This is a genomic window from Kutzneria buriramensis (assembly GCF_003387475.1).
GTDB lineage: Bacteria > Actinomycetota > Actinomycetes > Mycobacteriales > Pseudonocardiaceae > Kutzneria > Kutzneria buriramensis.
In genome coordinates this window covers 109434-124271 of record NZ_QUNO01000002.1, presented here as the reverse complement: position 1 = coordinate 124271, position 14838 = coordinate 109434, and the positions used below count along the sequence as shown (strand labels likewise).

17 protein-coding genes are annotated in these 14838 nt (G+C 71.7%); 8 read left to right on the top strand and 9 right to left on the bottom strand.

The annotated features are described in order from the left end of the window. Position 1: 1 nt before the first annotated feature. From BCF44_RS05505 to BCF44_RS05490, 4 genes are read right to left on the bottom strand one after another with little or no spacing between them, the layout of a single operon-like run. Positions 2-541: a hypothetical protein gene (locus BCF44_RS05505; RefSeq protein WP_116173018.1), complete on the bottom strand. Its 540-nt coding sequence runs from the start codon at positions 539-541 to the stop codon at positions 2-4. 41 nt (positions 542-582) lie between these two features. Next, on the bottom strand, positions 583-1443 hold the full coding sequence (locus BCF44_RS05500) for a LysR substrate-binding domain-containing protein (RefSeq protein WP_116173017.1): 861 nt from the start codon (positions 1441-1443) through the stop codon (positions 583-585). A gap of 13 nt (positions 1444-1456) precedes the next feature. Beyond that, the gene (gene fdhD / locus BCF44_RS05495; protein ID WP_116173016.1) at positions 1457-2281 is read right to left on the bottom strand and encodes a formate dehydrogenase accessory sulfurtransferase FdhD; all 825 of its coding nucleotides are present in this window, start codon (positions 2279-2281) and stop codon (positions 1457-1459) included. After that, complete coding sequence (locus tag BCF44_RS05490; protein ID WP_116173553.1) at positions 2281-3495, bottom strand: MFS transporter; 1215 nt, start codon at positions 3493-3495, stop codon at positions 2281-2283. The genes fdhD and BCF44_RS05490 overlap by 1 nt, the downstream gene beginning before the upstream one ends. A 98-nt stretch (positions 3496-3593) precedes the next feature. Here BCF44_RS05490 and BCF44_RS05485 point away from each other — a divergent pair, with 98 nt between their 5' ends. Together BCF44_RS05485 and BCF44_RS05480 are read left to right on the top strand one after the other, a co-directional pair. After that, positions 3594-4727 (top strand): molybdopterin molybdotransferase MoeA, encoded by a 1134-nt coding sequence (locus BCF44_RS05485; protein WP_116173015.1) that lies wholly within the window; start codon positions 3594-3596, stop codon positions 4725-4727. An 18-nt stretch (positions 4728-4745) separates the two neighbouring features. Further along, entirely contained in the window at positions 4746-6152 is a 1407-nt protein-coding gene (locus tag BCF44_RS05480; protein WP_116173014.1) for a pentapeptide repeat-containing protein, read from the top strand. A 3-nt stretch (positions 6153-6155) separates the two neighbouring features. Here BCF44_RS05480 and BCF44_RS58470 read toward each other — a convergent pair whose 3' ends face one another. Beyond that, positions 6156-7256, bottom strand: a complete 1101-nt coding sequence (locus BCF44_RS58470) for a TetR/AcrR family transcriptional regulator (RefSeq protein WP_170217351.1) — start codon at positions 7254-7256, stop codon at positions 6156-6158. A 103-nt stretch (positions 7257-7359) separates the two neighbouring features. Here BCF44_RS58470 and BCF44_RS05470 point away from each other — a divergent pair, with 103 nt between their 5' ends. Beyond that, positions 7360-7800, top strand: a complete 441-nt coding sequence (locus BCF44_RS05470; RefSeq protein ID WP_246014856.1) for an AMP-binding enzyme — start codon at positions 7360-7362, stop codon at positions 7798-7800. Here BCF44_RS05470 and BCF44_RS05465 read toward each other — a convergent pair. Together BCF44_RS05465 and BCF44_RS05460 are read right to left on the bottom strand one after the other, a co-directional pair. Beyond that, positions 7797-8978 (bottom strand): glycosyltransferase, encoded by a 1182-nt coding sequence (locus BCF44_RS05465; RefSeq protein WP_116173011.1) that lies wholly within the window; start codon positions 8976-8978, stop codon positions 7797-7799. The two genes, BCF44_RS05470 and BCF44_RS05465, sit on opposite strands and share 4 nt — an antisense overlap. Positions 8979-9054: 76 nt before the next feature. After that, positions 9055-9675, bottom strand: a complete 621-nt coding sequence (locus tag BCF44_RS05460; RefSeq protein WP_246014889.1) for a helix-turn-helix transcriptional regulator — start codon at positions 9673-9675, stop codon at positions 9055-9057. A 163-nt stretch (positions 9676-9838) separates the two neighbouring features. On the opposite strand from BCF44_RS05460, the gene folE reads away from it, so the two are divergent. Both folE and BCF44_RS05450 read left to right on the top strand, forming a co-directional pair. Next, positions 9839-10426, top strand: a complete 588-nt coding sequence (gene folE, locus BCF44_RS05455; RefSeq protein WP_116173010.1) for a GTP cyclohydrolase I FolE — start codon at positions 9839-9841, stop codon at positions 10424-10426. A 10-nt stretch (positions 10427-10436) separates the two neighbouring features. Next, positions 10437-11306: a LysR family transcriptional regulator gene (locus tag BCF44_RS05450; RefSeq protein WP_116173009.1), complete on the top strand. Its 870-nt coding sequence runs from the start codon at positions 10437-10439 to the stop codon at positions 11304-11306. On the opposite strand, the gene BCF44_RS05445 is transcribed toward BCF44_RS05450, so the two are convergent. Then, positions 11303-12139: an alpha/beta hydrolase gene (locus BCF44_RS05445; protein WP_116173008.1), complete on the bottom strand. Its 837-nt coding sequence runs from the start codon at positions 12137-12139 to the stop codon at positions 11303-11305. The genes BCF44_RS05450 and BCF44_RS05445 overlap by 4 nt on opposite strands. A gap of 63 nt (positions 12140-12202) precedes the next feature. On the opposite strand from BCF44_RS05445, the gene BCF44_RS05440 reads away from it, so the two are divergent. From BCF44_RS05440 to BCF44_RS05430, 3 genes are read left to right on the top strand one after another with little or no spacing between them, the layout of a single operon-like run. Next, positions 12203-12523 carry a winged helix-turn-helix transcriptional regulator gene (locus BCF44_RS05440; protein WP_116173007.1) on the top strand — a complete coding sequence of 107 codons (321 nt, stop codon included), beginning with the start codon at positions 12203-12205 and terminating at the stop codon, positions 12521-12523. Between the two features lie 4 nt (positions 12524-12527). Further along, a complete protein-coding gene (locus BCF44_RS05435) occupies positions 12528-12914 on the top strand; it encodes a hypothetical protein (RefSeq protein ID WP_116173006.1) in 387 nt (128 codons plus the stop codon). Then, complete coding sequence (locus BCF44_RS05430; protein WP_116173005.1) at positions 12911-13600, top strand: hypothetical protein; 690 nt, start codon at positions 12911-12913, stop codon at positions 13598-13600. Before BCF44_RS05435 ends, BCF44_RS05430 begins: the two co-directional genes overlap by 4 nt. Here the strand turns inward: BCF44_RS05430 and BCF44_RS05425 are convergent. Continuing rightward, positions 13597-14754: an MFS transporter gene (locus BCF44_RS05425; RefSeq protein ID WP_116173004.1), complete on the bottom strand. Its 1158-nt coding sequence runs from the start codon at positions 14752-14754 to the stop codon at positions 13597-13599. The genes BCF44_RS05430 and BCF44_RS05425 overlap by 4 nt on opposite strands. Positions 14755-14838: the final 84 nt, after the last annotated feature.

Here is a 14838-nt window from a genome sequence, read left to right as displayed (position 1 = left end):
GTCAGACGCGCAGTTCTCGGGCCAGCGCGTCCACGATCTGCGCCTCGGCCTCGGTCAGGTCGCGATGCCCGGACGGCCGGTCGAGCTCGCCCAGCACGCGCACGGCCTCGCCGGCGAACACCTCGGCCTCCACCTCCTGGCCGTCGGTGAAGCCGCCGCGGCCGAGAATCCGCTTGAGCAGCGCCGGACTCAGGTTCGGCACCAGCGCGTTGAGCACCTTCATCAGCACGTCCCGGGTGGCTGGGTCGACGTCGCAGGTGCGGGCGTGCCCGGGCAGCAGCATGTGCCCGATCTCGTGCCAGATCACGTGGATCTGGTGCAGCGGACTGGATCCGACCGACTGGTAGACGATGTAGTCGGCGTCCGGCATGCCCAGCCAGGCGCCGCTGATCGAGGTCCGCAGCGGCAGCGGGACGAGGTGCAGCGGGCGGCCGCGGTCACGCGAGAGCCATTGGCAGACAACGCGGACGTCCGGATGCAGGAAGTCACGCCGCCGCAGTTCCCCCAGGACATGGTCGACCGTGGCGAACCGTCTCCCCATGTGGAGGGCACTCCCCTCAGCTGCTCGCCGGAACGCGCATTCTACCGCGAATGCCGGAGCCGGTTGGCGTCGGCGACGATCGCCGCGCCCAATGCCCTCGCGGTCTCGGTGCGTACGCGGGGCGGCGGCGACAGCACGAACTCGACCTCGCCGAGGGCCGGAAGTCCGTGCTGGGGGCCGAGTTCGGCCAGGTCGTGCGGGATCAGGCTGCGTGTGTGGGCGGTGACGCCGAGCCCTGCGAGCACGGCTGCGCGCAGCCCGCTGAGGCTGGTGCTCGTGCAGGCGACGCGAAATTGCCGCCCGTGCCACTGCAACGTCTCCAGCGCCTGCGCGCGGCTGACGCTCGGTTCGGGGTAGAGGATCAGCGGCACGGGCGCGGCGGCGTCGACGCGGGTGTGCTCGGTGCCGACCCAGACCAGCCGGTCCCGCCACACCAGCTGCCCGTGCGCGGCCCCGAGCTGGCGTTTGCCGAACACCAGATCGAGTTGGCGGGCCTCCAGTCTGCGGTGCAGCTCGCCGCTGAGCCCCACGGTCAGCTCCAGCTCCACGCCGGGATGCCGCCGCCGGAAGTCACGCAGCACGTCCGCGAGCTGCGTCGACACGAAGTCCTCGGACGCGCCGAACCGCAGCCGCCCCTGGAGTTGCGGCCCGGCGAAGAAGCTGACCGCCTCGCGGCCGGTGTCGACGATCGTGCGGGCGAAGCCGACCATGGCCTCGCCCTCCGGCGTCAGCTCCACGGTGTGCGTGTCGCGCAGGAACATCTGCTTGCCGACCAACGCCTCCAGCTGCCGCACGTGCTGGCTGATCGTCGACTGGCGCATGCCGAGCTGGTCGGCGGCCTGGGTGAAGCTCAGCGTCCGCGCGACGGCCAGGAAGCTCTCCAGCTGTGCCGGCTTGAACATCGGACCAGCGTAATCACAGGCCGAGCCGCCGGCCTCCGGTGTAGACGTTCATCGACGAGCCGCGCAGGAAGCCGATCAGCGTCAGCCCCGTCTCGGCGGCCAGCTCGGCCGCGAGCGAGGACGGCGCGGAGACGGCAGCCAGCACGGGAATCCCGGCCATCACGGCCTTCTGCACCAACTCGAAGGATGCTCGGCCGCTGACCATCAGCACGGTTCCGCTCAGCGGCAGCCGGTCGTCGCGCAGCGCCCAGCCGATCACCTTGTCCACGGCGTTGTGCCGGCCGACGTCCTCGCGCAGGCACAGCAGCCGGCCGTCGCGGGCGAACAGTCCGGCGGCGTGTAGACCACCCGTTCTATCGAACACCAGCTGGGCGGCGCGCAGTGTGTCCGGCATCGTGGTGAGGGCGCCGATGTCGACGCGCAGGTCGTCCTCCTCGACCGACCAGCGACTGGTCGACCGCACGGCGTCCAGGCTGGCCTTGCCGCACAGCCCGCACGACGACGTCGTGTAGAAGTTGCGCTCCACCGACGGATCCGGCGGCGGCACTCCGGGCGCGAGGCTCACGTCCAGCACGTTGTAGCTGTTGCCGCCGTCGGCGGTGGCCCCGGCGCAGTACCGGATCGCGCTGACCTCGCCGGCGCGGCCGACCACGCCCTCGGAGACCAGAAAACCCGCCGCCAGGTCGAAATCGTGGCCGGGTGTGCGCATCGTGACCGACAGCGGCTGGCCGGCGACCCGGACCTCCAGCGGCTCCTCGGCGGCGAGGGTGTCCGGCCGGGCGGTGACCCGGCCGTCCACCACGCGGAGCACGCGCCGCCGGCTCGTGACGCGGCCCATCAGGCCGGCACCAGCAGCCGCGGCACGCCGGGTTGGCGCAGCATGCCGCCGGCGATCGCCGCCACCACGCCGAGGCCGGCCGCGAGCAGGAAACCGGCCGCGTAGCCGTACGTGCCGACGATGGTGGCGGCTGCCCCGATGCCGACGAGGCCGCCGACCGCCTTGGCGCTGTAGACCAAGCCGAAGTTCAGCAGCCCCGCCTGGTCGCCGAAGTGGGCCTCGACCAGGGCCGGGAGCAGGGCGTAGCAGCAGCCGGCGGTGGTCCCGACCAGCAGCGCCGCGAACGCCAGGAGGACGCCCGCCTGGTGTTGGCCGGCGACGATCATCGTGAGCTGGCCGAGGGCACCCAGCGCCAGCGCCGCGCGGATCACCCTGGCGACGCCGAACCGCTCCCCGGCCCAACCCGTCGCCCACCTCGCCACGCCACTGGCCAGGGTCAACAGGCAGACGGTTATCGCCGCGAAGGCGTATCCCCACCCGCTCGATGCGACGAATGCGGCCGTATACGCGACGTCGAAAAGCCACGCCGCCGCCGCGCACGCCACCAGTGCGCACATCGCGGCCGAGGTCGGGCAGCGCAGGAGCTCGCCCGGCGAGTATCGGCGGATCGCTGGCCGGCTGTGCCGCAGGCTCAGGTTCACGTTCTTGTCCAGCGCCCACGTGCGCGGATCCGGACGCTGCGGCCACCAGTCCCTCGGCGGTTCCCGCAGGACGATGCCGCAGACCGCGATCACCGGGATCGCGATGATCGGCAACGGCGCCCAGAACAGCACCGCCCCCGCCGCGAACGCCCCGCTCACCAGGCCCAGGTACGTGCGACGCTCCGGGAACCACTTCGCGACCGTCGCGAAGCACGTGCCGTACACGATGGCCGCGCCGATGCCGCCCAGCACCGCCGACCAGGTGCCCGCGAACAGGTCGCCCACCGCGCACAGCACCGCCCCGACGATCATCGCCGGTGTCGGCCGCACGTGCCGACGCTCCCTCAGCAGGGCCAGCGGGAACACCGCGACGGCCTGCGTCGCCACCCAGATCGCCAGCAGCCAGTAGTTACCGCCCACGATCAGGCCGAACCCGTACTGGCCGGCGCCGGCGACCATCATCGCCACGCACGCCGCCGCCAGCACCCAGTTCCTCGAGTGGCCGAGCAGCTCCCGGTCGCTCTCGCCGACCCGGTACCGCCGGCCGTAGAAGTCCGTTACCTCGGTTGCCATCGGTTTCACCGCCCACCGGTCTCGATCCTGGGGCTGCCGGGCTCGTCACCCGCCCATCTCGACCCAGATTGCATACAGTATGTGATAAGTTGTATAGCATGACCACGGGCTGGGTGGAAGCCAGGCAGGCCGCGAGAACCGCGGCGGAGCCGCTGGAGACGATCACGGTCCCGCTGCGCGACGCACTGGGGCTCGCACTCGCCGGACACCTGCCGGCACTGGTGCCGCTGCCGCTGTGCGACACGGCGGCGATGGACGGGTACGCGGTTCGCGGCCCGGGACCGTGGACGATCGTCGGCCGGCGGCTGGCCGGGCCGTGCGCAGCGGTGACGATCGAGCCGGGCGAGGCGTACGAGATCGCCACCGGCGCACCGATTCCGGTTGGCGCGGAGGCGGTTCTGCCGATCGAACAGTCCTCGGTGGATGAAACGACCCTCAACGGCAACCCCGGGAAGCCCCACATCCGCCGCCGAGGAGAGGACATCCCCCGCGGCCGGCGGGTCCTGCAAGCCGGCGCCGTGGTCACGCCGGCGGCACTTGGCCTCGCCGCGAGCGTCGGGTACGACGTGCTGTCCGTGCACCGCCGCCCCAAGGTCCGGGTGATCGTCAGCGGTGACGAACTGCTGACAGCCGGACTCCCCACGCACGGCCAGGTCCGCGACGCCATCGGACCGCTGCTGCCGGGGCTGATCGCGGACGCCGGCGGCGAACTGTCCGACACGCAGTTCGTCGCCGACCGCGCGGGATCCCTGTCCGAGGCGTTGGCCTGCGACGACGTGGACGTGATCGCGGTCTGCGGCTCCACCTCCGTCGGCCCGGCCGACCACCTGCGGCCGGTGCTCGGCGCGCTGAAGGCGGACGTCCTGGTCGACGGCGTCGCCTGCCGGCCCGGCCACCCGCAACTCCTGGCGGCCCTGCCCGACGGCCGACGCGTGGTCGGTCTGCCCGGCAACCCCTTCGCGGCCCTCGCCGCCGGCCACACCCTGCTCGCGCCGTTGCTGCACCGCCTCGCCGGCCGCTCCCCCAAGCCCCCGCTGACCGGCCGCCTCAGGGCGAGCATCGCCGCGCGGGAACGGGAAACCCGCCTGGTGCCGGCGGTTCGCACCGACGACGCCATCGTCCCGGTCGGCCGTGACCGCGCCGGCAACCTCTGGGGCGCGGCCATGGCCGACGTGCTCGCGGTCGTCCCTCCACAGTGGACCGGAGCCGAAGTCGAGGTGCTGCCGCTCTGACCCTGCCAGAATGACCGCGTGGACTCGTCTGACCAGCGGCCGGCCTATCGCGTGCTGTCGACACGGACCATCGCGCTGTCGGCTGCCGCGCTGGTGGTGATCGGCGTCGGGGTGGGCATCTGGCTGCTGATCGCCTACGGCGACGGCACCGTGGAGTCGAGCAACCGGCTCGACGCGATCAAGACGGCGGGCACGATCGTGGTCGGCACCGGCGGCGCGGGCGCCCTGTGGCTGGCGGCGCGCCGGCAGCGGACGAGCGAGATCGCGTTGCGGCAGAAGGATCTCGACCACGAGAAGGTCGACCGCGACTACGCGTTGCGGGAGCGGATGGCCGCCGCGTCGGAGGCGGACGCCCTCGAGCGTCGGGTCACCGACCTGTACACGAAGGCCGCCGAACAGCTCGGCTCGGACAAGGCGCCGGTCCGCCTGGCCGGCATGTACGCGCTGGAGCGGCTCGCGCAGGCCACCCCCGACCAGCGCCAGACCGTGGTGAACGTGCTCTGCGCCTACCTGCGGATGCCGTTCGACGCCTTCGCCGTCGACCCGGTCGTCGCCGAGGAGCACCAGGTTCGGCTGACCGCCCAACGCATTCTGGTCACGCACGCGAAGCGCACCGCCGAGGCCCGTTGGGACGACCTGGATCTCGACTTCACCCGGGCGGCGCTGTTCGACCTGGACCTCACCGACTGCGTCATCCGCAGCCTGACCTGCGACGAAGCCCGGCTGTTCGGCCGCACCCGCTTCGACACGGCCACGATTCAGCAGGCCTCGTTCAAGTCGGCGACGTTCGCCGACCGGGTCTCCTGGGACCACACGGATTTCCTGGGCCCGGCGTCGTTCGCGGAGGCGCGATTCGAGGACGGGGCCGACTTCGCCAACGCGCGGTTCGCCGAGTGGACACGGTTCAGCCGGTCGCACTTCGCGGCCGACGCATCGTTCCAGGCCACCACGTTCGACGGGGAGGTGCGGTTCGGGTCCACCAGGTTCCTCGGTGACGTCGCGTTCGACCACACCCGGTTCGCCGGGCACACGTTCTTCCACAACGCCGAGTTCGCCGGCGCCGCGCGGTTCACGGCGGTCGAGTTCGCCGCCGAGGTCCGGTTCGACAATGCCGTGTTCGCCACCCTCGCCGACTTCGTCGACGTCCGCTTCGGCGACTACGTCGAGTTCAGCGAGGCGCAGTTCCGCGGCGACACCCGGTTCGGCCACGTGCGGTTCGCCGGCTCGGCCCGCTTCGCCACCACGAGGGCCGACGGCGACCTGCGGTTCGACCACACCTGGGCGCGGTTGGACGTGCCGGACACCGTCGTTCGCGTGTGGCCGACGGCGATCCGCCATGCCCGGCCCGGTTCCTTCGCAGTCGTGCCGGGCGCCTCGGGCGAGGCCGGTGACTGGGGACAGCTGGAGTACGTGCTCGACGAGTAGCCGTCACGCGGACCACAGCACGGCGTGGGCGAAGACGCCGATCTCGGCCTGCCCGCGCAGGGACGGCACGAGCGTCATGCCGTTGACGATGCCGATCGCGCCGAGCACGAACGCCGGCGCGGGATCGGCGGCGAGCTCGGGGCGGGCCCGCCGCAGCAGCGCCACCAGCTCGGCCTCGAACTCCCGCCACGTGCGGGAAATCGCCTCCTGCTGCTCGACCGGCAGGTTCACCGCCTCGGACAGCAGCAGCCGCACGAGGTCGGGATTGGCTGTGGCGAAGGACAAGTAGCTGTCGACGGCCCGTCCCAACGCGTCGGCCGGCCCGTCGGCGGTGCGCAGAATATGGTGCAGGGAAAGCCAGATCGACTCGATGTACCGGGTCAGGGCGTCGTTGAGCAGGTCGGACTTGCTGGCGAAGTGGCTGTAGACGCTGGGCGCCGCGATGCCGGCGGCGGTGCCGATGTCGGCGAGGCTCACGGACGGGTAGCCGTGCTCGGCGAACAGCCGCGTGGCGGCGGCCAGCAGTGCCTCGCGACGCGAGGCCGGTTCCTGCGGATCCTTGCCGACGACGGCCGATTCCGTTGGCACGGCGGGAAGTTCGACGGTCAGCAGCGCATCGCTGATCCGGCACAGCTGGGCGGCGTCGACCTTGCCCAGGTGGTAAGAGACGCTGGCCAGCACGGCGGTGATGGCGCGGGCGCGCATCAGGCCGTTGTCCTCGATCGACTCGGCGACCCGCTCGACAGCGCGACGCAGCCGCCGCCGCACGGCCCGGCGCTGCGCCACGGGCAGCCGCCCGCCCTCCCGGTCCCACAACACCCCGAACTCGCGCCGCGCCAGCACGACCTCGGCGACGGTCGCAATGGTGCCGGCGGCGTCCGGCGGAGCCTGCGCCATCGCCGCCTCCAGCCAGTCCAAGCTCTCGTCGACGACGGCCGCGAGCAGGTCCTCCTTGCCCCGGAAGTGCCGGTACAGCGCGCTCGCGCCGATGCCCACCTCGGCCGCGATGTCTGTCATGCCGACCCGGTGGAAGCCGTGCCGCCAGAACAGCTGGGCGGCGGCCCTGATCAGCTGCTGGCGGCGGTCGCGGGGGCGGGGCACCATGGTCGTCAGTGAATCACGAGTCGACCTGAATCGCGGATAATGTGGCCGAGCACATGCCAAAGCATCTATAAAGTGAACGGTGATGCGGGAGGGAGGCGGGACCATGGCGCTCACCGAGGTGCTGATCGTGGACGAGCAGGACCGGGAGCTGCCGCGCGGCGCGGTCGGCGAGATCGTGGTCCGCGACGACGACGCGCTGTTCGGCCGCTGGCTGCACACCGGCGACGGCGGCTACCTGGACGACGAGGGCCGGGTGCACGTCGTCGACCGGATCAAGGACATGATCGTCTGCGGCGGCGAGAACGTGTACTCGGCCGAGGTGGAGAACGCGCTGGGGAGGCACCCGGCGGTGGCGTCGTGCGTGGTGGTCGGCGTGCCGGACGAGCAGTGGGGCGAGCGCGTGCACGCCGTTGTCGTGCTGGCGCAGGGCGAAGCGGCGACCGGCGAGGAGCTGCGGGAACACGTCGCGCAGCACCTCGCCGGCTACAAGGCGCCGCGCTCGGTGGAGTTCGTCGAGGAGTTGCCCGGGACGGGCGGCTCCTAGTTCACGAGCAGGTCGGCCGCGATCTCGACGCCGTCGGGCACCAGCTCGGCGGCGACCGACTTCGCGGCCGCCGCCACCTCGGGCCGCAGCGCGCCGTCCAGCCCCGACGCCAGCGACTCGACCGCCGCCCGGACGCCGATGCCCAGCGCCTCGACGCGGGCGGCCCAGTAGAACTGGTCGTAGCGGTGCGGCACGATCACGTGCGGCGTGCCGGAGATCGCGGTGACCGTGGTGGTGCCGGAACCGCCGTGGTGCACCACCGCGGCGACCCGCGGGAACAGCGCCTGGAAGTTGGCCTCGTCGATCACGAGCGCGTCGTCGGCGTCCGGCAGCTCCAGATCGGCCCAGCCACGGGAGATCATCGCCCGCCGGCCGTGCTCCCGCGCCGCCGCCAGCATCGTCCGGCCGATGTCGGCCGGCGCCGCGCCGGTGCTGCCGAAGCCGAAGAACACCGGCGGCTCGCCGGCGTCGAGGAACCGAGCCAGGTCGGCCGGCAGCGGCCGGGTGTCCCGCATCAACCACGCGCCGGTCTGCACCACGTCCGAGCCATCCGGCCACGGCCCGAGCACGGGATCTGCCGCCAGCCACGGCCTCGGCGAGTTCACGTGCGTCAGCACGTCGTCGATCGGCGGCAGCCCGATGGATTCCCGCCGGGAATTGACGGCCGGCCGCCAGATGTCGTTCCACCGGCGCGATTCCATCGCCCACAACGTGCGATTGTCGACATCGGCCGGCTGTTGCCAGCCGGGCATCGGCGCCGGCGCGAGCTGCCCGGAAGGGAGTTGATTCGGGCTGAATGTCGCGTAGACGTGGCGAATACCGAGCTTTTCCGCCACGGACGGCGCCGCGACCTGCAACACCGACCACGCCAGGACGACATCGCAGCCATCGGCGGCCGGCAGCAGCGTCTCGAACTGCGTCGCCACCGTGCCCTCGACCAGCTGTTTCACTCCTTCCGGGGAGGCGGCCAGCCGGCGCGTCTCGGAGTCCGGCCGGACCTCCGGACGGACCTCCGGGCCCAGCGGCACGAACTCGATTCCCAGCCCCTCGATCCATCCCCGGAAATCCGGTGGCGCGCACAACCGCGCCTCGTGCCCCATTTCCCGCAGCCGAAGGGCGAGCGCCACTACCGGCTGAACGTCACCGCGCGATCCAATGGTCGAAAGCACCACACGCATGGCGGCGATTGTGCGGGCGCAGAGGGGTCTTGCGGCAAGACCCCCTGTGCGATATACGTTGGAATGGGAGGAAAGGTCAGCCCTGTTCCTGCCGGGGTCGCAGCAGCACGCAGCAGCCGCCGGATCCCGGCGCCAGCACCGCCTCCACGCTCCGCGCCTCCAACCCGTCCAGCACGCCGGCCAGGTACGCCCGGTTGATGCCGCACACCAGGCCGCGGGCCCGGGTGGCGATCGGGTGGAACGGGCAGTCCCGCAGCTGGACGGTCGTCGGGGTGTCGCGCTGCGGCTCGAAACCGTGCTTGGCCAGCACGCGGCAGGTCATGGTCAGCGCCCGCTCGACGCCCAGCCGCCCCGGCCGCTCCTCCTCACGCTCGGCCGACCCGATCGCCCGGCCGCGCTCGGCCGCGATCGTCTCCGCCGACCCGCGGGCGTCGTCGGCCAGCACCGCGTCCACCAGGATGTCGGCCAGCAGGTCGTACTGCCGGGCCGGGATGCTGACCCGCACGTCCACGTCGGTCGGCTCGTACACCTTGGGCGCCCGGCCGACCCGGCCGACGCCCTCGTAGTGGGCCCGCAGCAGGCCGGCGTGGACGAGTTTGTCCAGGTGGAAGGCGGCGAGCTTGCGGGAGATGCCGACCGCGGCCGCCGCCTCGTCCCTCGTCACCGGGTGCCGGGCGGCCCGGATGAAGTCGAACATGCCGCGGCGCAGGTCGTCGTCGAGGGACGCGACGGCGCTGATCGCCCGATCGGTGCTCACCGGTCCCAGAATATCGCCTATTAGCGTGTCCGCAACCACACTTCTTGACCTGCAACGCCGATATGACCAACATCTATTGGCGAAACTGAACCAAGGAGGCGGCATGCACGCGTTACGGGTGGTCCACGAGCCCGCGGCCGGCATCGACCTCGACGCCGCCGAGCGCGCCGCCGGGGACCTGCTGCGGGCGCTCGGGGTGGACACCGACAGCGAGAGCCTGCGCGCCACGCCGGGGCGGATGGCGCGGGCCTACGCCGAGCTGTTCACGCCGCGCCCGTTCGACCTGACGACGTTCCCGAACGACGAAGGCTACGACGAGCTGGTGCTGGCCCGCGGCATCCCGGTGCGGTCGGTCTGCGAGCACCACCTGCTGCCGTTCGTCGGCGTCGCGCACGTCGGCTACCTGCCCGCCGGCCGCATCCTGGGACTGTCCAAACTGGCCCGCGTCGTCGAGCACTTCGCCAGCCGGCCGCAGGTCCAGGAGCGGCTGACCAAGCAGGTCGCCGACTGGCTGTGCGAGCAGCTGGAGCCCAAGGGCGTCGGCGTGGTCATCGAGGCCGAGCACACCTGCATGACGCTGCGCGGGGTGCGGGCCGTCGGCTCCGACACCGTCACCTCGACGCTGCTCGGCACGCTGCGGTCCGACGCGCGGTCGCGGCAGGAGTTCTTCGCGCTGGCCGGAGTGAAATAAGCTACCCAGGGTGTCGAGCCGTCCCGAACTGGTCGCCCTGCGCTCGTTCCTGAGCGTGTACCGGACCGGCGGGGTGGCCCGGGCGGCCGAGGCGCTGGGGCTGTCCCAGCCGGCCGTGTCGCGCCACCTCAAGGCCATCGAGGAGTCGGTCGGCCGGCCGCTGTTCCGGCGGGCCGGCCGGGGCATAGCGCCGACCGAGGCCGGTCACAGCCTGGCCGCCGAGGTCGCCGAGCACATCGACGCCCTCGAAGGGGCGCTGGACGGCCTGCGGTCGGCCACCCTGTCCGGGGCCGGGCCGGTGTTCGTCGGCGCGCCCGTCGACCTGCTGGAACGGTTCGTCGTGCCCCGGATGCCGCCGCTGCTGGCCGAGGGGCTGACCGTGCGGTGCCGGGTCGGACTGTCCCCCGATCTCGTGAACGCCGTGCTGCGCGACGAGATCGACGTGGCGCTGCTGACCAAGATCGAGGGCGTGCCGACCCGGCGGATGTACCTGGTGCCGCTGCTGGAGGAGCGGTTCCTGCTGGTCGGGCCGGCCGGCGAGGAGCCGTACGCGCCGGGGCGGGAGCGGCGGTTCGTCGGCTACACCGAGGACATGCCGATGGCGCGCCGGTACTTCCGGGAGTGCTGGGCGGTGCGGCCGCCCACGCCGGCGCTGATCGTCAACGACTTCCGGGCCGTGGTGGCCGCGGTGATCGCCGGCGCGGGGCTGACCGTCGTGCCGCACTACCTGGTCGAGGAGCACATCGCCGCCGGACGGCTGGCGGTGCTGCACGAGCCGCCGCAGCCGGTGGTCAACTCCGTCCACATAGGAACGCGGCGCGGCCGCGAGCACCTGCCACGAATCCGGGCGGTGTTCGGCGCTTTGTCCACTGTGGACTAGAGGTGCCGGTGCAGGAACTCGGCCGCGGCGTCGGCCGCCTGCGTCACGTGCGGCTCCACGTCGTAGAGGTCGATGTGCTGGCCGGCGTCCAACCAGCGGATCTCGTTGGGGCCGGTGGCATCCGCGTGCACCGCCGCGGCCAGTTCCGGCGAGCAGTAGGCGTCGACCTTCCCGTGCACGATCAGCAGCGGGGTGTGGGCCAGCAGCGGGGCGGCGCCCAGCGCGTCGAAGGTCATCAGCGAGTGCAGCGACCCGTACGTGACCCGGTTCTCCCAGTGCTCAGCCCTGGCCCGATCGGTGCCGTAGTAGGCGTACGGCTCGTCGCCGGCCATCGCCGCGTTGCCCTGATTCGGGGCCACCGCCGGCAGTTCCTCGTCGTAGCGGTCGATGAACGACTCGAGGGCGCTTCGGTAGCCCGCCGGATCGCCGGCAATGAACCGGGTCGGGCTGTTGTACGCGCCGGCGATGCCCACGATCGCCTTCAGCCGCGGATCCGTCGCCCCGGCCTTCACCGCGTAGCCGCCGCCCAGACACACCCCCACCACGCCGACGCGGTCGGTGTGCCGGGCCAGCAGGCCCACCGCCGCCCGCAGATCCGCCAGCTTGCCCTGGCTGTCCTCGTGCGCCCGCCGGCCCTCGCTCTCGCCGAAGCCCCGGTGGTCGAACGCCAGCGTCGTGACGCCCCGCTCGTGCAGCAGCCGCGCGTACGTGCCGACCACCTGCTCCTTGACGCCCGTGAACGGGCCCGTCAGCACCACCGCCGGCGCATCCGTTGCCACGGAGAGGTTTCCGACCAGCTTCAGGCCGTCGGCGTCGAAGGTCACGCGTTCCATGCCGCGGACTCTAGGTCGCCGAATCCGGTTCGGCCAGAACGCACTCCGGGGTAACCTTCGGCCATGTTCGTGCCCGAGGTGCTGTCCGAGAGCTGCAGCACCCGCCAGGCGTTGGAACGGCTCGCCTCCAAGTGGCGGGTCCTGCTGGTCTACGCGCTGATGGCCGGGCCCCAGCGGCATTCCGAGCTGCGGCGGCGGGTCGAGGGCATCAGCGCCAAGGTCCTCACCGAGACCCTGCGCGACATGGAGTCCGACGGCCTGGTCGAGCGGCGGGTGCTCAAGTCCACGCCGCCGCAGCACGTCGAGTACGCCCTGACCGAGCTCGGCAAGACCCTCGAGGCGCCCCTGGCCGCGATCTGCGCCTGGGCCGCCCGTTCTCACTGACGGGATGCGATCCTTGGACCTGCGCCACATCGCCGAGCAGTGCGTCACGCTCGTCGCCGACCAGTTCGACCGCCGGCTGGACTGGACCCTCGACAGCCTCGAGGTCCTCGACGAGGTGTGCGCTTCGCTTTCGGCGGAGCAGCTGGCCGAGGACCGGCTGGAGCTGTGGTGGAAGCTCGTCGGCGCCTACACCGGCGAGGTCCTCATCGGAGCCTACGGCGGCGAGTGGGGCTCCCACCCCGACACCACCGCGCCCGTCGTGCTGGTACAGGGCTGCACCGCCCAGCCGTTCACCATCGCCCACCGCGTCCTGACCGGCGAGCCGTTCAAGAGCCTCGCCTCGTTCGGACGGGTCTTCCCGGCGATCATCGCCCAGTCGGGGCGGCCATGACCCTCGACACGCTGAGCCTGTCCGTCGCGCCCTGGCCCGAAGGCCCGTGGTTTCAACTGCTGCTCCACGTGAACGACGTGGACCTGATCGCCGCCGCCAAGGTGCGCGGAATGAAGCCGCACGAGATGCTGCTGCCGGTCAACCGGCTGGCCGCGACCCCCGAGCCGCACACCGTGCACATCGCGCGCTGCCCCGCCTGCGGTGACGCCGACTGCTGCGACACCGACGTCACCATCACCCGTGACGGCGATGTCGTGCACTGGGACTGGGCCCGCGCCAAGCTCATGGACCGCCGGGTTTCCTTCCCCTCCGCCGACTACGACGCCGAGATCGCCCGCGTCGCCGCCGACGACTCGTGGGAGACGCCCGCGCTGCGGGCCGCCCGGCAGGTCCGGATCGACAGCCACCCCTACCTCGAGCCGCTCGGGCTGGAGTTCGAAAACATCGTCGAGCGGACGAAGGCAGGCATATTCGATTTCACCCTGACCAATGGGGTTTACCAGGTGGTGATGGAAGTCCCCTGGCAGGACCGGAGCCCGTCGGAGCTGGCCGCCGCCGTCCGCGAGATGCTGGCTCTGCCGTCCCAACAGTGGGACGCCACCTGGTCTCCCACCCGCTGGGAGCTACGGGACACTCCGCCGTTGTTCGCCGGTTCCGGCTGGCGGCGCAATCCGATCTTCGACTAGGCGTCCTCGCGGGCGCTGATCACGGCCACTGCGGCGACGACCACCAGCGCCAGCGATGCCCAGGTGATCGACGCGGTGCCCAGGTCGTCGATCAACAGGGCGCCGACGAGGCCGCCGAGCGCGATGGAGCCGGAGATCGCCGTGATGGTGATCGACTGGGCGACGTGGGCCGCCTCGCCGGCGGCCTTGATGACGCCGGCGATGAACAGGCTCGGGGAGCTGCCGAAGGCGAAACCCCAGGCGGCGACGGCGATGTAGACCAGCACCGGCAGGCCGGCGAGCAGGGCGAGGAGCAGCACGCTGAGGCCGAACAGCACGGTGCTGCCGACGGTGAGGCGGCGCAGGTGGCGGTCGATGTGCGTGCCGACGACGAGGACACTGAGGATCGACGTCACGCCGAAGGCGAACAGCACCCAGCCGGTCTGGCTGGACATGTTGGCGTACTTGAGGAAATCGGTGACGTACGTGTAGAGGATGTTGTGCGCCACCGTGTACGCGATGAGCGCGAGGAGAATCGTGCGCAGGCCGGGGATGGCGAGGACCTTGGGAATGGTGAACCGCTCGTGCGGTTCGTGGCCGGGCACGTCGGGCAGGGTTGCCGCTGCCCAGACGATGTTGACGACGGCCAGAACCATGGAGACGGAGAAGGCCACCTGCCAGCCGCCGAATCGGCTGAGCCAGACGCCCACGGGGACGCCGATCGCGAGCGAGATGGGGGTGCCGGCCAGGGCGAGGGTGATCGCGCGGCCCTGCATGTGTCGGGGAGAGATCGCCGCGGCGTAACCGCCGATGGTGGGCCAGATCATCGCGGTGCCCATGCCCGCGACCAGGCGGATGGCCATCGTCAGCCAGTAGTCGGCGGACAGCGCGGTGAGCGCGTTCGTGACAGCGACGACGGCGAGCGCCAGCAACACGACGGTCTTGCGGTTCCACCGCGCTGTCAGGCGGGAAAGCGGAATCGCGGCTACGGCGGTGGCCAGGGCATAGATCGTGACGATCTGGCCGGTGAGGGCGACGTCGGTGGCCAGGGTGTGGCTGATTTCCGGGAGGAGGCCGGCGGGCAGGCACTCGGTGAGAATGCCGATGAAGCCGGAGAGGAAAAGGGCGAAGACGGCGGCGCGCGGTAGGCGGGTGGTTGCAGCTGTGACAGTCATCGGGGCGCTCCAGGAGCGGTTCTCGTCGGTTTCTCAACGACAAGATGCGCCGGGAGTGGGGGGTTACCCAGACCTCCGCTTTGC